Origin of the sequence: Stenotrophomonas rhizophila (assembly GCF_000661955.1) — a bacterium.
Lineage (GTDB): Bacteria > Pseudomonadota > Gammaproteobacteria > Xanthomonadales > Xanthomonadaceae > Stenotrophomonas > Stenotrophomonas rhizophila.
In genome coordinates, this window is record NZ_CP007597.1 from 3066376 (window position 1) to 3082811 (window position 16436).

Below are 16436 nucleotides of genomic sequence, written 5' to 3' on the forward strand. Positions count from 1 at the left end.
GCTGGCGAAGGCTGGCTGGCGTGCAGAAGCGGAACAAAGGCACCGGTAGTGCCGGCCGCTGGCCGGCTCGACGCGATGCCCGAAGGCAGGTCAGTGCGCAGGCGTACCCTTCGCATCCATCTTGCTGGTCTGGTACAGCGCCAGCCCGATCCGCTTGATCAGGCCCAGCTGCTGTTCCAGCCACCAGGCATGGTCTTCTTCGGTGTCCTTCAACTGCACCAGCAGCATGTCGCGGCTCACGAAGTCCTGGTGCTGCTCGCACAGCTTCATGCCGGCGGCCAGGTTGTTGCGCACGCTGTATTCGGTGTCCAGGTCCTTCTGCAGCATCTCCTCCACGGTCACGCCCGGCTCGAAGCCATGCGGACGCATGTCCGGGGTGCCACCGAGGAACAGGATCCGGCGCAGCAGCGCATCGGCGTGCTGGGTCTCTTCTTCCATCTCGTGGTTGAGGCGCTCGTACAGCGCCATCAGGCCCTGGTCTTCGTAGCGGCGCGAATGGATGAAGTACTGGTCACGCGCAGCCAGTTCGCCGCGCAGCAGTTCCTTCAGGCACGCGATGACGTCCGGATTGCCTTTCATGTGGGGGTGCTCCTGATGAATCAATGCGCGCATGGTGCCCCATCCAGAATTCCAATGATCTAATCGGAATCAGTTGCAGTTGCGCTTGCAGCGGCCTCCACGTGGCGTTCACAGCCCCTACAATCCAACGCATACCACCATCGGGGGATGCTGCATGCGTCGTTGGCTTACGCGGTTGCTGTGGGTGTCGCTGTTGCTCGGCGCCGTGCTCATCGCCACCCTGTGGTGGCTGCTGCGCGGCAGCCTGGCGCACCTGGACGGCGCGCTGCCGGTGGATGGCCTGCAGGCACCGGCCAGCATCAGCCGCGATGCGCGCGGGGTGGTCACCATCGACGCGGCCAGCCAGGCCGATGCGATGCGGGCGCTGGGGCTGGTGCATGCGCAGGAACGCTACTTCGAGATGGACCTGATGCGGCGCAGCGCCGCCGGGGAGCTGGCCGAGCTGTTTGGCCCGGCCGCCGTGCCGGTCGACCAGCGCATGCGCGTGCATCGCCTGCGCGCCCGCACCCACGCCCACCTGGCCGCGGCCGTCGGCACCGACCCCCTGCCCCTGCAGGCCTACGTGGCCGGGGTCAACCAGGGCCTGACCGACCTGCGCGTACGCCCCTGGCCCTACCTGCTGCTGCGCCAGCGGCCCACGCCCTGGCTGGCCGAGGACAGCGTGCTGACCGGGCTGGCGATGTACGCCGACCTGCAGGACCCCACCAACCAGACCGAACTGGCCATGGCGCGCATACGCGCGGTGGTGCCGCCCGCGCTGTACGCCCTGCTCAGCCACGACGGCAGCGAGTGGGATGCACCGCTGTTCGGCGCGCCACGCGGCAATGCGGTGCTGCCGGGACCGGACGCGGTGAATCTGCGCGCGCCCGCTACCGCGCGCTCGGCCAGCGCCGCCGGACACGCCGACCCGGATGTGCATGGCAGCAACAACTTCGCCGTGGCCGGTGCACTGACCGCCGATGGCCGCGCGATCCTGGCCGATGACATGCACCTGGGGCTGCGTGCACCGGCCCTGTGGTTCCGGGTGCGGCTGCGCTACCCCGACGCCCAGGCGCCGGGCGGCACGGTCGACGTGAGCGGCTTCTCGCTGCCCGGGCTGCCCGCGATCGTGGTGGGCAGCAATGGCCACGTGGCATGGGGCTTCACCAACAGCTACATCGACAACGCCGATTACGTCCCCGTGCCCGCACACGCGCCCGGCACCCTCGACGGCATCACCACCCACACCGAGCGCATCCGTGTGGCCGGCCAGCCGGACACCATGCTGCGCGTGCGCGAGACGGCCTGGGGCCCGATCCTGCACGAGCGTCCCGACGGCAGTGGCGAGGCGCTGCGCTGGACCGCACAGCTGCCCGGCGCGGTGCGCTTGGACTTCGCCGACATGGCGCGGGCGGCCAACCTGGACGACGCGCTGCAGATCGCCGACCGCGCCGGCATCCCGACCCAGAACCTGCTGCTGGCCGACCGCCAGGGCCGCATCGCCTGGCGACTGATCGGCGCCCGCCCGGACCGCAGCGCGGACTGCCCGCCGGCCGGCGCGGCCACGCCGGTGGCCGCGCACTGCGCGCCCTGGCCGATCCGCAGCGACGCCTCGCCGGCGCTGATCGATCCGGCCAACCACCGTTTATGGACTGCCAACGGCCGCGTGCTCGATGGCAGCGCGCTGGCGGTGGCGGGCAACGGCGGCTATGACCTGGGCGCGCGTGGGCAGCAGATCCGCGATGGCCTGTTGGCGAAGGAACGCTTCGACGAACGCGACCTGCTGGCCATCCAGCTCGACGATCGCGCCGTGTACCTGCAGCGCTGGTGGACGCTGCTGCGGCAGGTGGTCGAACACAGCGACGACCCGGCGCTGCAGCGACTGGAGCGGGCCAGCCGGCACTGGGACGGGCGCGCCGCCGCCGATTCGGTGAGCTACCGGATGACGCGCGGCTTCCGCGGCATGGTGCTGGACAGCGTATCGGCGGGCCTGCTGGCACCGGCGAAGCAGCGCCTGGGCGATGCCTACCTGGAGCCGCGCCTGGCGCAGATCGAAGGCGTGCTGTGGCCGCTGGTCAACGAACGCCCCGCGCACCTGCTGCCGCCGCCGTATGCCAGTTGGGACGCGCTGCTGGCAGACGCCGCCCGGCGCCTGGAGGCCGACCTGGCCGCGCAGGGGCCCAACCTCGCCGAGCGCAGCTGGGGCGAGCGCAACACCGCGGCGATCTGCCACCCGGTCAGCCGCGCCCTGCCCGCCTTCGCCCGGTCATGGCTGTGCATGCCGGCCGACCGCCTGCCAGGCGACCGCGACATGCCCCGCGTGCAAGGCCCGGCGTTTGGCGCGTCCCAGCGCATGGTGGTGTCGCCCGGGCATGAAGCCGACGGCATCATCCACATGCCCGGCGGCCAGAGCGGGCACCCCCTGTCACCGTTCTGGGGGGCCGGGCACGAGGACTGGGTCAACGGCACGCCGACACCATTCCTGCCCGGTGCGACGGTGCATACGCTCCGGTTGGTGCCGACGCGGGAATGACGGGGTGACGGACGGTGACGGAGCAGCCGACCAACGGTCGGCTCTACCGCGATGTGGGGTCCAACCCCCACCCGGACGTACCGAAGGTGGGTCGGTACGCCAGACCGGTACGTAACGACCGTGGGTCGGTACACCGCACCCGAGCCTGCCGACGGTCGGCCGATACGCCCCACCGGTAGGTACCGACCGTTGGTCGGTACACCGCCGAATTCAACGTCGGCAACGTTCGATCAGGCTCAACAACGGCCCGGTCATCGCCGTGGTCACCAGCGCCATGATCACCAGCACGGCGAACAGGCGGTCGCCCAGGAAGCCCAACTCGTAGCCCAGGTTCAGCACGATCAGCTCCATCAGGCCGCGGGTGTTCATCAACGCGCCCAGCTTCCACGCCTCGTGGTTGCCCATGCCGGCGCTGCGCGCCGCGCTCCACGTACCGAACAGCTTGCCCACCGTGGCCACGGCGATCACCACCACGCACAACAGCAGGTCGCTGGCCTGCAGGGCGTCGGCGCGCATGCGCAGGCCGGTCATGGCAAAGAACAACGGCAGCAGCAGCGTGACCGCGAACGGTTCGACCCGGGTGGCCACGGTATGCCGCAGGGTGGCGTTGCCCGACACCGCCACGCCAGCGGCGAACGCGCCAAACAGCGCATGGATGCCCAGCATTTCGGTGACCAGTGCGCAGCCCAGGGCCATCAGCAGCATCACCAGCAGCCAACGGCCTTCCTGCCCGGCTGCAATCACCCGCCGCGAGAACCACGGCCGCACCAGGCCCAGCATCACCCCGACAAACACCACCACGCAGACCAGGTTGAGCGCGGCCGGCACCCAGCCCTGCGCCTGCGCGGCCGCCACGATCAGCGCCAGCAGGCACCACGCGGTGGCATCGCCGAGCGCGGCGCAGGCGATGGCGGTCTGGCCCAGCGGTGTGCTGGTCATGCCACGGTCGGCCAGGATGCGCAGCAGCACCGGGAACGCGGTGATGCTCAATGAAATGCCCACGAACAAGGCGAACCCGGTAAACCCGATCCCGCGAGGCGCGTGCGCCGCGTACAGCCAGATCGCCAAGGCCACGCCCAGCACGAACGGCACTGCGATACCGGCATGGCTGACCACGAACGCAAATCGGCGGCGACCGCGCAATCCGCCCAGGTCCAGTTCGGCACCGGCCACCAGCAGGAACATCAGCACGCCCAACTGGCTCAGCAGCCCCAGCGAGCCCAACGACGCGGCCGGGAACAGCGCGCCGTGCACCTGGGGCAACAGCGCCCCCAGCACCAGCGGGCCCATCATCAGCCCGGCGGCCATCTCACCGATCACGCCCGGTTGGCCGAAGCGCCGGAACAGCCAGCCGGCGCCCTTGGCCACCAGCAGCAGCACCAGCAGCTGCATCAGGAACAGGCCCAGCGGGGCATGCAGGTGCGCGGCCCAGTCGGCGCCCAGCGACGATTGCGCCCGTTCCACCTGCACCGCCACGGTGGGGCCGGCATATCGCGCCAGGCCCAGGCCCACCAGCAACGGCAGCGCCACCCAGCCCAGGTAACGCCACGCCAGCCCGCTACGGCGCATGCCGCCGGTGGTATCTGCTTCCATTCCCGATCCCCATCGATTGAGGGAGCGATTCTACGGGCTGGCGGTATTCCCGCCAGCCCTGCCACATGCGATCAGGCCAGGGCCTGCTCGTGCACGCCGGCCACCGCGCGCCCGGACGGATCGGCCATGCTGGCGAAGCTGGCGTCCCAGGCGATCGCCGCCGGCGAGGAGCACGCGATCGACTTGCCGCCCGGCACGGTTTCCGCCGCCGCCTGGGTCGGGAAGTACTGCTCGAACACGTGGCGGTAGTAGTACGCCTCCTTGGTCTGCGGCGGGTTGTGCACGAAGCGCTTGTCGGCCGCGGCCATCACCCGGTCGCTGATCTGCGCCTCGGCATGCGCCTTCAGCCCGTCGATCCAGCCATAGCCGACCCCATCGCTGAACTGCTCCTTCTGCCGCCAGAGGATCGACTCGGGCAGGTACCCTTCGAACGCTTCGCGCAGCACGGCTTTTTCGATCCGGCGGGCGCCCTGCGGCCCCTGCCCGACCATCTTGTGCTTTGCATCGATGCGCATCGCCACGTCGAGGAACTCACGGTCCAGGAACGGCACGCGCGGCTCCACGCCCCAGGCCATCATCGACTTGTTGGCGCGCAGGCAATCGTAGTTGTTGAGTGCATCCAGCTTGCGCACCAGCTCTTCGTGGAACTCGCGTGCGTTGGGCGCCTTGTGGAAGTACAGGTAGCCGCCGAAGATCTCGTCGCTGCCCTCGCCGGACAGCACCATCTTCACCCCCATCGCCTTGATCCGCCGCGCCAGCAGGAACATCGGCGTGGAGGCGCGAATGGTGGTGACGTCGTAGGTTTCCACGTGGCGGATCACCTCCGGCAGCGCGTCAAGGCCTTCTTCGAAGGTGTACTCGAAGCCGTGGTGCACGGTGCCCAGCGCCTCGGCGGCGATGGCTGCGGCGGCCAGGTCGGGCGAGCCCTTCAGGCCGATGGCGAACGAATGCAGCCGCGGCCACCACGCTTCGCTCTGGTCGCCATCCTCGATGCGGTGCCGTGCGTAGCGCGCGGCGACCGCTGCCACCAGCGAGGAATCCAGCCCGCCGGACAACAGCACGCCGTACGGCACGTCGGTCATCAACTGGCGGTGCACCGCACGCTCGAAGGCTTCGCGCAGTTCCACCCGGTCGGCCTCCACCCCTTCCACCGCGTCGTAGTCACGCCACGGCCGCACGTAGTAGCGGGTGAGCGTATCGGTGGCGCTGTCGTACCAGTGGCCCGGCGGGAACTGCGCGGCATCGGCGCAGATGTCCACCAGCGACTTCAGTTCCGAGGCGACCACCAGGCGACCGTCCTTGTCGTGGCCCCAGTACAGCGGCACCACGCCGATCGGATCACGCGCGATCAGCACGCGCTGCTGGTCGCGGTCCCACAGCGCGAAGGCGAAGATGCCGTTGAGGCGGTTGAGGACGGAGGCCGGGCTGTCTTCGCGGTACAACGCGTTGATGACTTCGCAGTCCGAGCCGGTCTGGAACGCGTAGGGCTGGGCCAGTTCGGCCTTCAGTTCGGTGTGGTTGTAGATCTCGCCGTTGACGGCCAGGGCCAAGCCGCCGTCCTGCGACAGCAGCGGCTGCGAGCCACCGGCGGGATCGACGATCGCCAGGCGTTCGTGGACCAGGATGGCGCCGGCATCGACGTACACCCCGCTCCAGTCCGGGCCGCGATGGCGCTGGCGCTGGGACAGGTCCAGCGCATGGCGGCGCAGAGCGGGAAGGTCGTCGCCAGCCTGCAGGCCGAAAATACCGAAGATCGAACACATGGGAACAGCTCCTGATGATGGGGGATTACACGTGGTGCATGCGTTCGAGCGGCCATAAAAAAACCCGCATCGGTCGATGCGGGTTTTCTGGAGTCCGGGCGTGTTGCTTGTACTAGCCCTGGTCGCAGTCCCGCATCGGCCGCGCACGATTATTCGCGCGCAGATTGCTGCGGTTGGTATTGGTGACGGCGGTGGCCAGGAACGAGGGCATGGATCGACCGTAACCGGGTTTTGGCGGCCGTGCAACTGTTGCGATGGCAACCATGCGGCCGCCGGCACCGCAGGGGTACAGCCGACCGGGGCGATAATCACGCCCCCCTCTGCACGACCCGGCTGGAATGACCCTTCGCATCGGACGCACCGCCCCCCGCGTGGGCGGCATCGCCCTCACCCTTGCCCTGGCCGCCTGCGCCAGCGCGCCGTCACGCACCCCCGCTGCGCTGGTCCAGGCGGTGGAGGCCAAGGCCGTCGACGGCCGCTTCGACAGCGCCTGGGAGGCGGCCCGCACCTATGAACGGTTCAACGACCCACGTGCAGTGGGCTGGTACGAGCGCGCCGCCAAAGCCACGCCGTGGACGTTCCACAATCCCCAGGCCGAAGAGGCGCTGGGCCGGATCTGGACCGACGGCCAGCTGCTGCACGGCGACGGCCCGCACGTGGTCCAGGGCGCCGCGCTGCGCCCCTCGCCGCGCCGGGCCGAGCGCTGGTACCGCGCCGCCGCCGAGCACGGCAACCCGATGGCCATGCTGATGCTGGCCCGGTTCCATCGCGAGCGTGGCGAAGCCGCCAGCGCTTTGCGCTGGGACCTGCGCGCGACGATCTACAACCACATGCCCTCCGAATCGTCGCGGCTGCCGCAGGCCATCGCGCCGCAGGACGACGCACTGCACCCGCTCGTGCTGGACATCCAGAAACGCGCCCGGCGCGGCGACGCCGACGCCCAAGTGGACCTGGGCACGCTGTATGAAACCGGGATGGGCGGCCTGCCCCGCGATGGCAACCAGGCGCTGCGCTGGTACCGCCAGGCAGGCGACCAGGGCAATGTCTACGGGCAGTACTTCAGCGGTCTGCTGCTCGGCCGTGGCCGCGCCGGCGTGACCCGCGACCTGGACGCCGCCGCCGGCTGGTTTGCCAGGGCCGAGGCGCAGCGGTTCTACCTGGCCGGCGAATCGTACTGGCGCGAGCGGATCAAACCGCCCTTCTGGACCTTCGATTGACGCCCCCGGTGATCGGCTGCCCGCCCACCCCGGTAGAGCCGACCGTTGGTCGGCTACCTACCCACCCGACCCGGGTAGAGCCGACCGTTGGTCGGCTACACGTCCACCCAACCCGGTAGAGCCGACCGTTGGTCGGCTGCACGTCCAACCAACCCGGTAGAGCCGACCGTTGGTCGGCTGCACGTGCCAGCGTCAACGGCAGCCGACCAACGGTCGGCTCTACCCCGGATTGAACGTCGGATATCGCATCGGATCGAATATCGGATTGAACGACTTCCTGCGCGCGGGAAAGCTTTGTACACACTCCGCACCCACCTTCAAGACTCCCGCCCACGCCACACATCACCCAGAATGGCCGCATGACCACCGCCATTTTCCGCGACGACACCATCACCCGCGCGCGCATGCAGACGATCATCGCCGCGCATCCGCGTGCCGCCGTCTTCGAGGGCTGCAACTTCGACCAGGGCGACTTTTCGCGACTGGACATGGACGGCTTCCAGTTCAACCAGTGCTCGGTGGCCGGTGCGAACTGGCTGGCCGCGTCGCTGGAAGAAAGCCAGTGGCTGAAGTGCCGGGGCGGGCAGTGCGACTTCAGTTCGGCGCTGCTCAGCGATGCGCGCTTCTCGCATTGTGATCTGAACAACAGTCACTGGCGCCGCGCCACCCTGTCCTCGGTGCAGTTCCACGACTGCAAGCTCACCGGCGTGCACCTGCAGGAAGTGACCGGCTGGGCACTGGAATTCCGCGATTGCCTGCTGGTCAGTGCCGACCTGCGCGGCCTTTCGTTCCGCAAGGCAGACCTGCAGGGCATGGATTTTTCCGATGCGGAGCTGTCCGGCTTTGATTTCCGCGATGCGGTATTCAGCGGCGGCAGCCTGCGCAACGCACAGACCCGGCTGACCCGGTTCGAGGGCGCCGACCTGCGCGGCACCGACATCAGCGGGCTCAACGTGATGGACGCCAAGCTGTTCAAGAAGGCGGTGATTTCGCAGCAGCAGGCGGCCGCCGCGCTGGCCGCGTTCGGGTTGATCGTGGCGTAAGGGCGAACCGACCAACGGTCGGTTCCTACCTGACCCGGTCGTTCGTCAGTGACGCGGTAGGCGCCGACCGTTGGTCGGCGCAGCACGTAAACCCGGTAGTGCCGGCCGCTGGCCGGCTCTCGTGATTGCCAGACGAAAAGGAGAGCCGGCCAGCGGCCGGCACTAATCGAGCGGCGGTTGATTCAACCCGATGGCGTCAGGCGAGCAAACGCTCTATCAACCGCTGGTACAACGCCGGCAGCGCCTCCAGATCCGCGACCCGCACGTTCTCGTCCACCTGGTGGATGCTGGCATTCACCGGCCCCACTTCGATGCATTGCGCGCCCAGCGGTGCGATGAAGCGCGCGTCGGAGGTGCCGCCGCCGGTGCTTTCTTCCGGCGGTGCGCCGGCGAATTCGCCCAGCACCTCACGCGCCACGCGGCGCAGGGTGCCTTCCGGGGTGTAGAACGGCTCGCCGCTGCGATGCCACTTCAGCGTGTAGTCCAGGCCATGCGCATCCAGCAGCGCGCCGGTGGCCTGCTCCAGCGTCGGCGCGTTCCAGTGCGGGTTGTAGCGCAGGTTGAACAGCACCTGCAGCTCGCCCGGAATCACATTGTTGGCCCCGGTACCGGCATGGATGTTGGACACCTGCAGGCTGGTCGGCGGGAAACTCTCGAAGCCATCGTCCCAGTGCCGTGCGGTGAGCTCGGCCAGTGCTGCAGCGGCCAGATGGATCGGATTGCGCGCCTTGTCCGGATACGCCACATGGCCCTGCACACCCTTCACCGTCAGCGTCGCTGACAGGCTGCCGCGGCGGCCCACACGCAGCAGGTCGCCCAGCACCGCGGTGGAGGACGGCTCACCGGTGATGCACCAGTCGATGGCCTGGCCGCGTTCGCGGAAGATGTCGGCCACGCGACGCACGCCGTCGATGGCATCGCCTTCCTCGTCGCTGGTCAGCAGCACGGCCAACGTGCCGGGATGCTCGGGATGGGCAGCCACGAACTGCTCGGCGGCCACCACGAACGCGGCCACGCTGCCTTTCATGTCCGCCGCACCGCGCCCGTACAGCACGCCATCACGGATCTGCGGATCGAACGGATCGCTGGTCCAGGCCTCGACCGGGCCGGTCGGCACCACGTCGGTATGCCCGAGCAGCACCAGCACCGGCGCGCCTTGGCCATGGGTGGCCCACAGGTTGTCGACCTCGCCCAGGCGCAGGTGTTCGCAGTGGAAGCCGGCAGCCGCCAGCCGCGCGGCCAGCAACGGCTGGCACCCGGCGTCGTCGGGGGTGACCGACCGCCGTGCGATCAGGTCGCAGGTCAGCGCAAGCACATCGCTCACGCGCCCACCCCGAAACGCTGCTTGAAGCCGTTGTCGGTGAAGCCCTGGGTCATCACGCCATCGGCGGTGACCACCACCGGGCGCTTGATCAACTGCGGGTGCTCCCGCAACAGCAGCTTCCACTCGGCATCGGACGCGGCCGCCTTGCGGTTGTCCGGCAACTGCCGCCAGGTGGTCGACGATTTGTTGACCAGGGCAGCGAAGCCGCCCGCCTGCCCGGCCCAGTCGACCAGCGTTTCCGGTGTCGGCTTCGCTTCGCGGTAGTCGACAAACGCATACGGCACCGCGAAACGATCCAGCCACTTGGTGGCCTTCTTGCAGGTGTCGCAGTTCTTCAACCCATACACGGTGGTGGTCATGGCAGGACTCAGTCCGCCAGACCGCGCAGCAGGTCGTTGACGCTGGTCTTGCTGCGGGTCTTGGCGTCCACCTGCTTGACAATCACCGCGCAGTACAGCGAGTGCGAGCCGTCCTTGGACGGCAGCTGGCCGGACACCACCACGCTGTACGGCGGCACCGAGCCGTAGCTGATTTCGCCGGTGGCACGGTTGTACACGCGCGTGCTCTGGCCCAGGAACACGCCCATGCCGATCACGCTGTGGTGGCCGACCACGAAGCCTTCCACCACTTCCGAACGGGCGCCGATGAAGCAATGGTCTTCGATGATGGTCGGGCTGGCCTGCAGCGGCTCGAGCACGCCACCGATGCCGGCGCCGCCGGACAGGTGGCAATGCTTGCCGATCTGCGCGCACGAACCCACCGTGGCCCAGGTGTCCACCATGGTGCCTTCGCCGACGTAGGCGCCGATGTTGGTGAAGCTCGGCATCAGCACCACGTCCTTGCCGAAATACGTCCCGCGACGGGCAATCGCACCGGGCACCACGCGCACGCCGGCGCGGCGGAACTTGGCCTCGTCGAAACCGGCAAAGCGCGATTCCACCTTGTCCCAGAACGGTGCGGGACGCGCGTCGACCACGGCCATGTCGTTGACGCGGAAGTACAGCAGCACCGCCTTCTTCAGCCACTCGTTGACCTTCCAGCCGCCGTGGCCATCGGGCTCGGCCACGCGGAACTCACCGGTTTCCAGGCCGTCGATGACGCGCCCGACCAGCGGCTTGGTCGAGCCTTCCAGCTCATGCAGGGTCAGCGTGGCACGGCGCTCGAAGGCGCTCTCGATGCCGAACTTCAGCTCTTCCACGCCCGGCGTGGCCGGCTTGCGCAGCGACTTGCGGGCAATGGTGGCATCGCGGCTGGCGCTGCGCTTGGCCGCGCTCTCGGCCGGGGTGGCGGTCTTGCTGGCCGGGGCCTTCTTCGCAGCGGGCTTCTTCACCGCCGGCACCTTGGCGGCGGCAACGGGCTTCTTCACGGCGGCCGGTGCGGCAGCGGTCTTCTTGGCTGCCGCGGTCTTGGCGGCAGTCTTCTTGGCGGGCTTGGTGGCCATCAGTGGGGGTCTCCGGCGTTTCGATCGGGGTCCAGGCACGCGAGCATCGCGTCGTGCAGCTGCTGCCTGGCAGATTCGGTAAGGGGGTGGTCGTGCTCATCGCTGATCACGAACATGTCTTCGGCGCGCTCGCCGAAGGTGGCGATGCGCGCGTCGTGCACGCGCAGTCGCTGGTTGCGCAGCACGAACGCCACGTCGGCCAGCAGGCCGGGGCGATCAGGGGCGATCAGGCTGAAACGGGTGCCGGGGCTGCCATCGCTGCCGTCGCGGAACTCGATGCGCGGCGCGAAACGGAAATGCCGCAGCTGGCGCGGGATCACCCGCCGCGAAGGTCGCAGGCGGGTCAGGTCGCCGGCCAGCGCATCGCGCAGCGCGGCTTCCAGGCGTGGCGCGTCACCGTCGGCGAAGCTGTCGGCCGGGGTCACTTCGAAGGTATCGAAAATGGTGTCGACCGGGCCGTCCAGCACGCGCGCACGGTGAATGCCGTAGCCCTTGCGGTCCAGTGTCATCACGATCGCGGCGAACAGGCCATCGCGGTCCGGCGACTGCACGAACACTTCCAGTGCGTGGTCGTCCGGGGTGATCCGGCGCACCTTGACCAACGTCTGGCCAGGCTTCACCGGCACGAGTGCGGCGGCCTGCCAGGCCAGCTGCTCCGGGCGCAGGCGGATGAAACTTTCGTCGGGCATCACCGCGAACTGGCGATCGATGGTGGCGTCGTCGTAGCCGCGCTCGCGCACCAGCGCACGCACCGAATCCCGCGCTTCGGCGACGCGCTCGGCGGCCGGCATCTGGTTTTCCAGGCCGTCGCGCAGCGCGCGCCGTGCGGCGAAATACAGGTCCGCCAGCAGCCGGTCCTTCCACGCATTCCACAGCTTGGGGCTGGTGCCGGCGATGTCGGCACAGGTCAGCAGGTACAGGTAGTCCAGGCGGTCGCGGCTGCCCACCAGCGTGGCGAAACGGTGGATCACCTCCGGGTCGGAGATGTCCTGCTTCTGCGCGGTCACCGACATGCGCAGGTGCTGTTCCACCAGCCATGCCACCAGTTCGGTGTCCGACGTGCTCAGCGCATGCGCCTGGCAGAACGCGCGCGCATCCACCGCGCCCAGTTCGGAGTGGTCGCCACCGCGGCCCTTGGCGATGTCATGGAACAGCCCAGCGAGCAGCAGCAGTTCGGGCTTGCGCAGGCGCGGCCACACTTCGTGGGCGATCGAGAAACGGTCGTCGGCGCGGCTGCTGGCGAACAGGCCGATGTTCCGCAGCACCATCAGCGTGTGCTGGTCCACGGTGTATACATGGAACAGGTCGAACTGCATGCGCCCGGACACCTGCGCGAAGGCTGGTACCCACTGGCCCAGCACGCCCAGCCGCGCCATCCGTGCCAGCGTATCGACCGCGCGCGGGCTGCGCAGCAGCGCCATGAACTGTTCGCGCGCCGCGACGCTGGCATCGGTGTAGGCCGGCAGCTCCGGCAGCGCTTCGGCCAGCGCACGCGCGGTGAGCGAATGCAGGCCGCGCACATCGGGGTTGTAGGCCCAGCTGGAGAACAGCGCGAACACTTGTTCGATGTCGCCCTGCGGCCAGCGCGCGTCGTTGGCGGCCAGGTAGCCGCGGCGCAGCGAGAAGCCCACGCTGACCGGCTCGGGCACCGCTTCGCCGTCGAACTGTTCCTCGAAGCGCTGCAGCAGCCGGTCGCTGATCCGCCGCACCACGCTGGCGCTGCGGTAGAAGCCCTGCATCATCTTTTCCACGGCCAGGCTTTCAAGGTCATCCTCGAAGCCCAATCGCGCGGCCAGGGTTTTCTGGTAGTCGAAGCGCAGGCGTTCTTCGGGGCGGTTGGCCACCAGATGCAGGCCGAAGCGCAGCCGCGCCAGCGCGCAGCGTTCGCGCTTCAGCGCGGCCGCTTCGTCGGCGCCCAGATGGCCCAACCCGACCAGCGCTTCAAGGTCGCGCACGCCGAACGCACGCAGGGCCATCCAGCCCAGCGTATTGAGATCACGCAGCCCACCCGGGCCGTCCTTGATGTCCGGTTCCAGGTTGTCGGCGGTGTCGCCGAAGCGCTGGTGGCGGGCAAGCAGCTCTTCGCGCTTGGCCAGGAAGAATTCGCGCGGCGGCCACAGGCCGTCGGTGTTGACTGCCGCCTTCAGCGCGAGGCGTGCCGCCTCGTCGGCCAGCAGCGGCCGCGACTCGATCAGCGCGGTCATCACGGTTTGATCCGCACTGGCCTCGATGCATTCGGCCGCCGAGCGCACCGCGTGGCTGACCGGCAGCCCGCAGTCCCAGAGCAGCGCGAACAGCCGCGCCAGGCTGGGTTCGTGCTGGCGCTGGTGACCGGGCTCGCCGAAGACCAGCAGGTCGATGTCCGAGCGCGGGAACAGTTCGCCGCGTCCGTAACCGCCCACGGCAAACAGCGCCAGGCCGCTACCGGCCGGCAGGCAACGCTGCCAGGCCAGCCGGATCAGGTGGTCGGCCGCACGCGCGCGCAACGCCAGCAGGCGCTCGATGTTGTCGCCCTGGTCGAAGCGGCGGTACAGCCGCGCGTCGGTCTGCTGCAGCGATTGCCGCGCCAGCGCCGACCATTCCAGGTCGGTGACGGACGCTGCCGGCGCGTCCAGCATCGGGCTCGCCGGCAACATGCTCAGACCTGCGATTCGCCGGGCGAGAGGGTCAGCACGTCCACGCCGGTCTCGGTGACCGCGATCATGTGCTCCCACTGTGCCGACAACTTGCGGTCCTTGGTCACCACGGTCCAGCCATCGGGCAGCACCTTGTTGTAGCGGGTGCCCTCGTTGATCATCGGTTCGATGGTGAAGGTCATGCCCGGCTGCAGCACCAGACCCTGGCCCGGGCGGCCGTAATGCACCACCTGCGGCTCATCGTGGTAGACCTTGCCGATGCCGTGGCCGCAGTACTCGCGCACCACGCTGAAACGCTCGCCTTCGGCCAGGCTCTGGATGGCATGGCCGATGTCGCCCAGGGTGGCGCCCGGCTTGACCGCACGGATGCCGGCCCACATGGCCTGGTAGGTGGTGTCGACCAGACGCTTGGCCATCGTCGACGGCGTACCGGCGTAGTACATGCGGCTGGTGTCGCCGTGCCAGCCGTCCTTGATCACGGTGACATCGATGTTGACGATGTCGCCGTCCTTGAGGACCTTGGCTTCGCTGGGAATGCCGTGGCAGATCACGTTGTTGACCGACGTGCAGACCGTCTTGGGGAAGCCACGGTAGCCGACGTTGGCCGGCGTGGCCTTCTGCACGTTGATGATGTGGTCGTGGCAGATGCGGTCCAGCTCTTCGGTCGTCACGCCGGGCTTTACATACGGGGTGACGATGTCGAGCACCTCGCTGGCCAGGCGGCCGGCGATGCGCATCAGTTCGATTTCCTGGGGGGTTTTCAGATTCACGCTCATGGCGCCCATTATCGCCGATCCGGGACCAATCTGAACGGGATCGGGTGGAACGCTGACAGCCGGGATTGGGGCTGGGCCTTGGTCAGATAGCTGAACCAGCGTGATCTGCATCGCAAAACGCGCCCCCATGCCGAAAACGGCCATCGATTTCCCCGGATCTCACGGCTCCCATACAGGGCCGAACCTATAACCGGGACAAGACCGCAGTAGAAGTCCGGCAGCATCGTGTTGTTCAGCAAGGACCGTCGTCCAAGGAGCATGCCCATGCGATTTCTCCGCACTACCGTACTCAGCCTGGCCGTCGCCAGCCTGGCCGCGCCCGCCCTGGCGGCCGATACCACCACCTTCAACGTCAAGATCATCATCACCAAGGCGTGCACGATCACCGCCGCGGCCGCCACCGACGTGGACTTCGGTTCGGCCCTGTCCACCGCCACCACTCCGTCGAACGCGCAGGGCACGATCACCGCCCAGTGCTCGGCGCTGACCCCGTATACGGTTGCCCTCAACGCAGGCGCCAATGCCGGCACGGCCAATGACGTGACCACCCGGCGCATGAAGAACACCGACGTCAGCGTGACCGCCAACAACTTCGTCGGCTACCAGCTGTACCGCGATGCCGCGCATACCGACGTGTGGGGCACCACCACCGGCACCAACACCGCCGCCGGCATCGGCACCGGCCTGGCACAGACGCTCAACGTCTACGGCCAGATCGCCAACCCCAGCGTCAACAACGCCGCTGCGGGCAACTACCAGGACACCATCACCGCCACCATCACCTACTGAGGGTCCGCCATGCCGATTTCCGCAGGGCGACGCCCGTGGCGGTTCGGGTACGCGGCCCTTGGCTGGCTGTGGCTGCTGATGGGGAGCGCCACCGCCGCGAGCCTGCAGGTCGCCCCTACTTCGTTGCAGCTCACGCCGCGCCAGAACGCCGACGCGCTGTGGCTCACCAACAGCGGCACCGCACCAGTCCAGGTGCAGGTGAGGGTGTTCGAATGGCGCCAGGACGGCGGCCAGGACCAGCTTCTGCCCACCACCGAGCTGCAGGTGAGCCCACCCATGCAGGCGCTGGCCGCCGGCCAGCAGCAGCTGATCCGGGTGGTGCGCAGCGACCCCGCCCCGCCCGCCGCCCAACGCGCCTACCGGGTGGTGGTGGATGAACTGCCCAGCGCGGTGCCACAGGGCACCGGCATGCAGTTCGTGCTGCGTTATTCCATGCCGGTGTTCATCCAGCCCGCGGGCGAGGCCCCGCTCAAACACGCGCTGCAGGCCCGCCTGCTGCGGCTTGATGACGGGCGGCCGGCCCTGGAGGTACACAACAGCGGCAACAGCTATGCGCAACTGGCCGATATCGGCCTGGGCAGTGCGGATCGGCCGCAGATCGTGCACCCCGGCCTGCTCGGCTATGTCCTGGGCGGACAGACCATGCGCTGGCCGCTGGATGTTCCGGCGGCCCGCCTGGCAGGCGCCACGTTCTCGGCGAAGATCAATGGCGAGTCGGCCCAGACGCCGCTGCCCGTCGCGCCTGCGGCTCGCTGAGGCCTGC

13 protein-coding genes are annotated in these 16436 nt (G+C 68.7%); 5 read left to right on the top strand and 8 right to left on the bottom strand.

What is annotated here, in order from left to right; translation table 11 throughout:
• Positions 1 to 90 precede the first annotated feature (90 nt).
• A complete protein-coding gene (gene bfr, locus DX03_RS13255; protein WP_038689427.1) occupies positions 91 to 579 on the bottom strand; it encodes a bacterioferritin in 489 nt (162 codons plus the stop codon).
• A 154-nt stretch (positions 580 to 733) separates the two neighbouring features.
• On the opposite strand from bfr, the gene DX03_RS13260 reads away from it, so the two are divergent.
• Entirely contained in the window at positions 734 to 3091 is a 2358-nt protein-coding gene (locus DX03_RS13260) for a penicillin acylase family protein (protein ID WP_038689429.1), read from the top strand.
• A gap of 210 nt (positions 3092 to 3301) precedes the next feature.
• On the opposite strand, the gene DX03_RS13265 is transcribed toward DX03_RS13260, so the two are convergent.
• Entirely contained in the window at positions 3302 to 4684 is a 1383-nt protein-coding gene (locus tag DX03_RS13265; RefSeq protein WP_051598861.1) for a cation:proton antiporter, read from the bottom strand.
• 71 nt (positions 4685 to 4755) lie between these two features.
• Complete coding sequence (gene asnB / locus DX03_RS13270; protein ID WP_038689431.1) at positions 4756 to 6447, bottom strand: asparagine synthase B; 1692 nt, start codon at positions 6445 to 6447, stop codon at positions 4756 to 4758.
• A 338-nt stretch (positions 6448 to 6785) separates the two neighbouring features.
• On the opposite strand from asnB, the gene DX03_RS13275 reads away from it, so the two are divergent.
• The gene (locus DX03_RS13275; RefSeq protein WP_038689433.1) at positions 6786 to 7664 is read left to right on the top strand and encodes a tetratricopeptide repeat protein; all 879 of its coding nucleotides are present in this window, start codon (positions 6786 to 6788) and stop codon (positions 7662 to 7664) included.
• 359 nt (positions 7665 to 8023) lie between these two features.
• Entirely contained in the window at positions 8024 to 8707 is a 684-nt protein-coding gene (locus tag DX03_RS13280) for a pentapeptide repeat-containing protein (RefSeq protein WP_038689435.1), read from the top strand.
• 196 nt (positions 8708 to 8903) lie between these two features.
• Here DX03_RS13280 and dapE read toward each other — a convergent pair whose 3' ends face one another.
• The 5 genes from dapE to map are packed head-to-tail and all read right to left on the bottom strand — an operon-like array spanning position 8904 to position 14884.
• A complete protein-coding gene (gene dapE / locus DX03_RS13285; RefSeq protein WP_038689437.1) occupies positions 8904 to 10031 on the bottom strand; it encodes a succinyl-diaminopimelate desuccinylase in 1128 nt (375 codons plus the stop codon).
• Positions 10028 to 10390 carry a Spx/MgsR family RNA polymerase-binding regulatory protein gene (locus DX03_RS13290; protein WP_038689439.1) on the bottom strand — a complete coding sequence of 121 codons (363 nt, stop codon included), beginning with the start codon at positions 10388 to 10390 and terminating at the stop codon, positions 10028 to 10030. Before DX03_RS13290 ends, dapE begins: the two co-directional genes overlap by 4 nt.
• Before the next feature lie 8 nt (positions 10391 to 10398).
• Complete coding sequence (gene dapD, locus DX03_RS13295; protein WP_038689441.1) at positions 10399 to 11472, bottom strand: 2,3,4,5-tetrahydropyridine-2,6-dicarboxylate N-succinyltransferase; 1074 nt, start codon at positions 11470 to 11472, stop codon at positions 10399 to 10401.
• On the bottom strand, positions 11472 to 14090 hold the full coding sequence (locus DX03_RS13300) for a [protein-PII] uridylyltransferase (protein WP_038692378.1): 2619 nt from the start codon (positions 14088 to 14090) through the stop codon (positions 11472 to 11474). The genes dapD and DX03_RS13300 overlap by 1 nt, the downstream gene beginning before the upstream one ends.
• A gap of 20 nt (positions 14091 to 14110) precedes the next feature.
• A complete protein-coding gene (map, locus tag DX03_RS13305) occupies positions 14111 to 14884 on the bottom strand; it encodes a type I methionyl aminopeptidase (protein WP_038692380.1) in 774 nt (257 codons plus the stop codon).
• A gap of 264 nt (positions 14885 to 15148) precedes the next feature.
• Between map and DX03_RS13310 the strand changes: the two genes are divergently transcribed.
• Together DX03_RS13310 and DX03_RS13315 are read left to right on the top strand one after the other, a co-directional pair.
• Entirely contained in the window at positions 15149 to 15673 is a 525-nt protein-coding gene (locus tag DX03_RS13310; RefSeq protein WP_038689443.1) for a Csu type fimbrial protein, read from the top strand.
• A gap of 9 nt (positions 15674 to 15682) precedes the next feature.
• Positions 15683 to 16429: a fimbrial biogenesis chaperone gene (locus tag DX03_RS13315; protein ID WP_038689445.1), complete on the top strand. Its 747-nt coding sequence runs from the start codon at positions 15683 to 15685 to the stop codon at positions 16427 to 16429.
• Positions 16430 to 16436 lie beyond the last annotated feature (7 nt).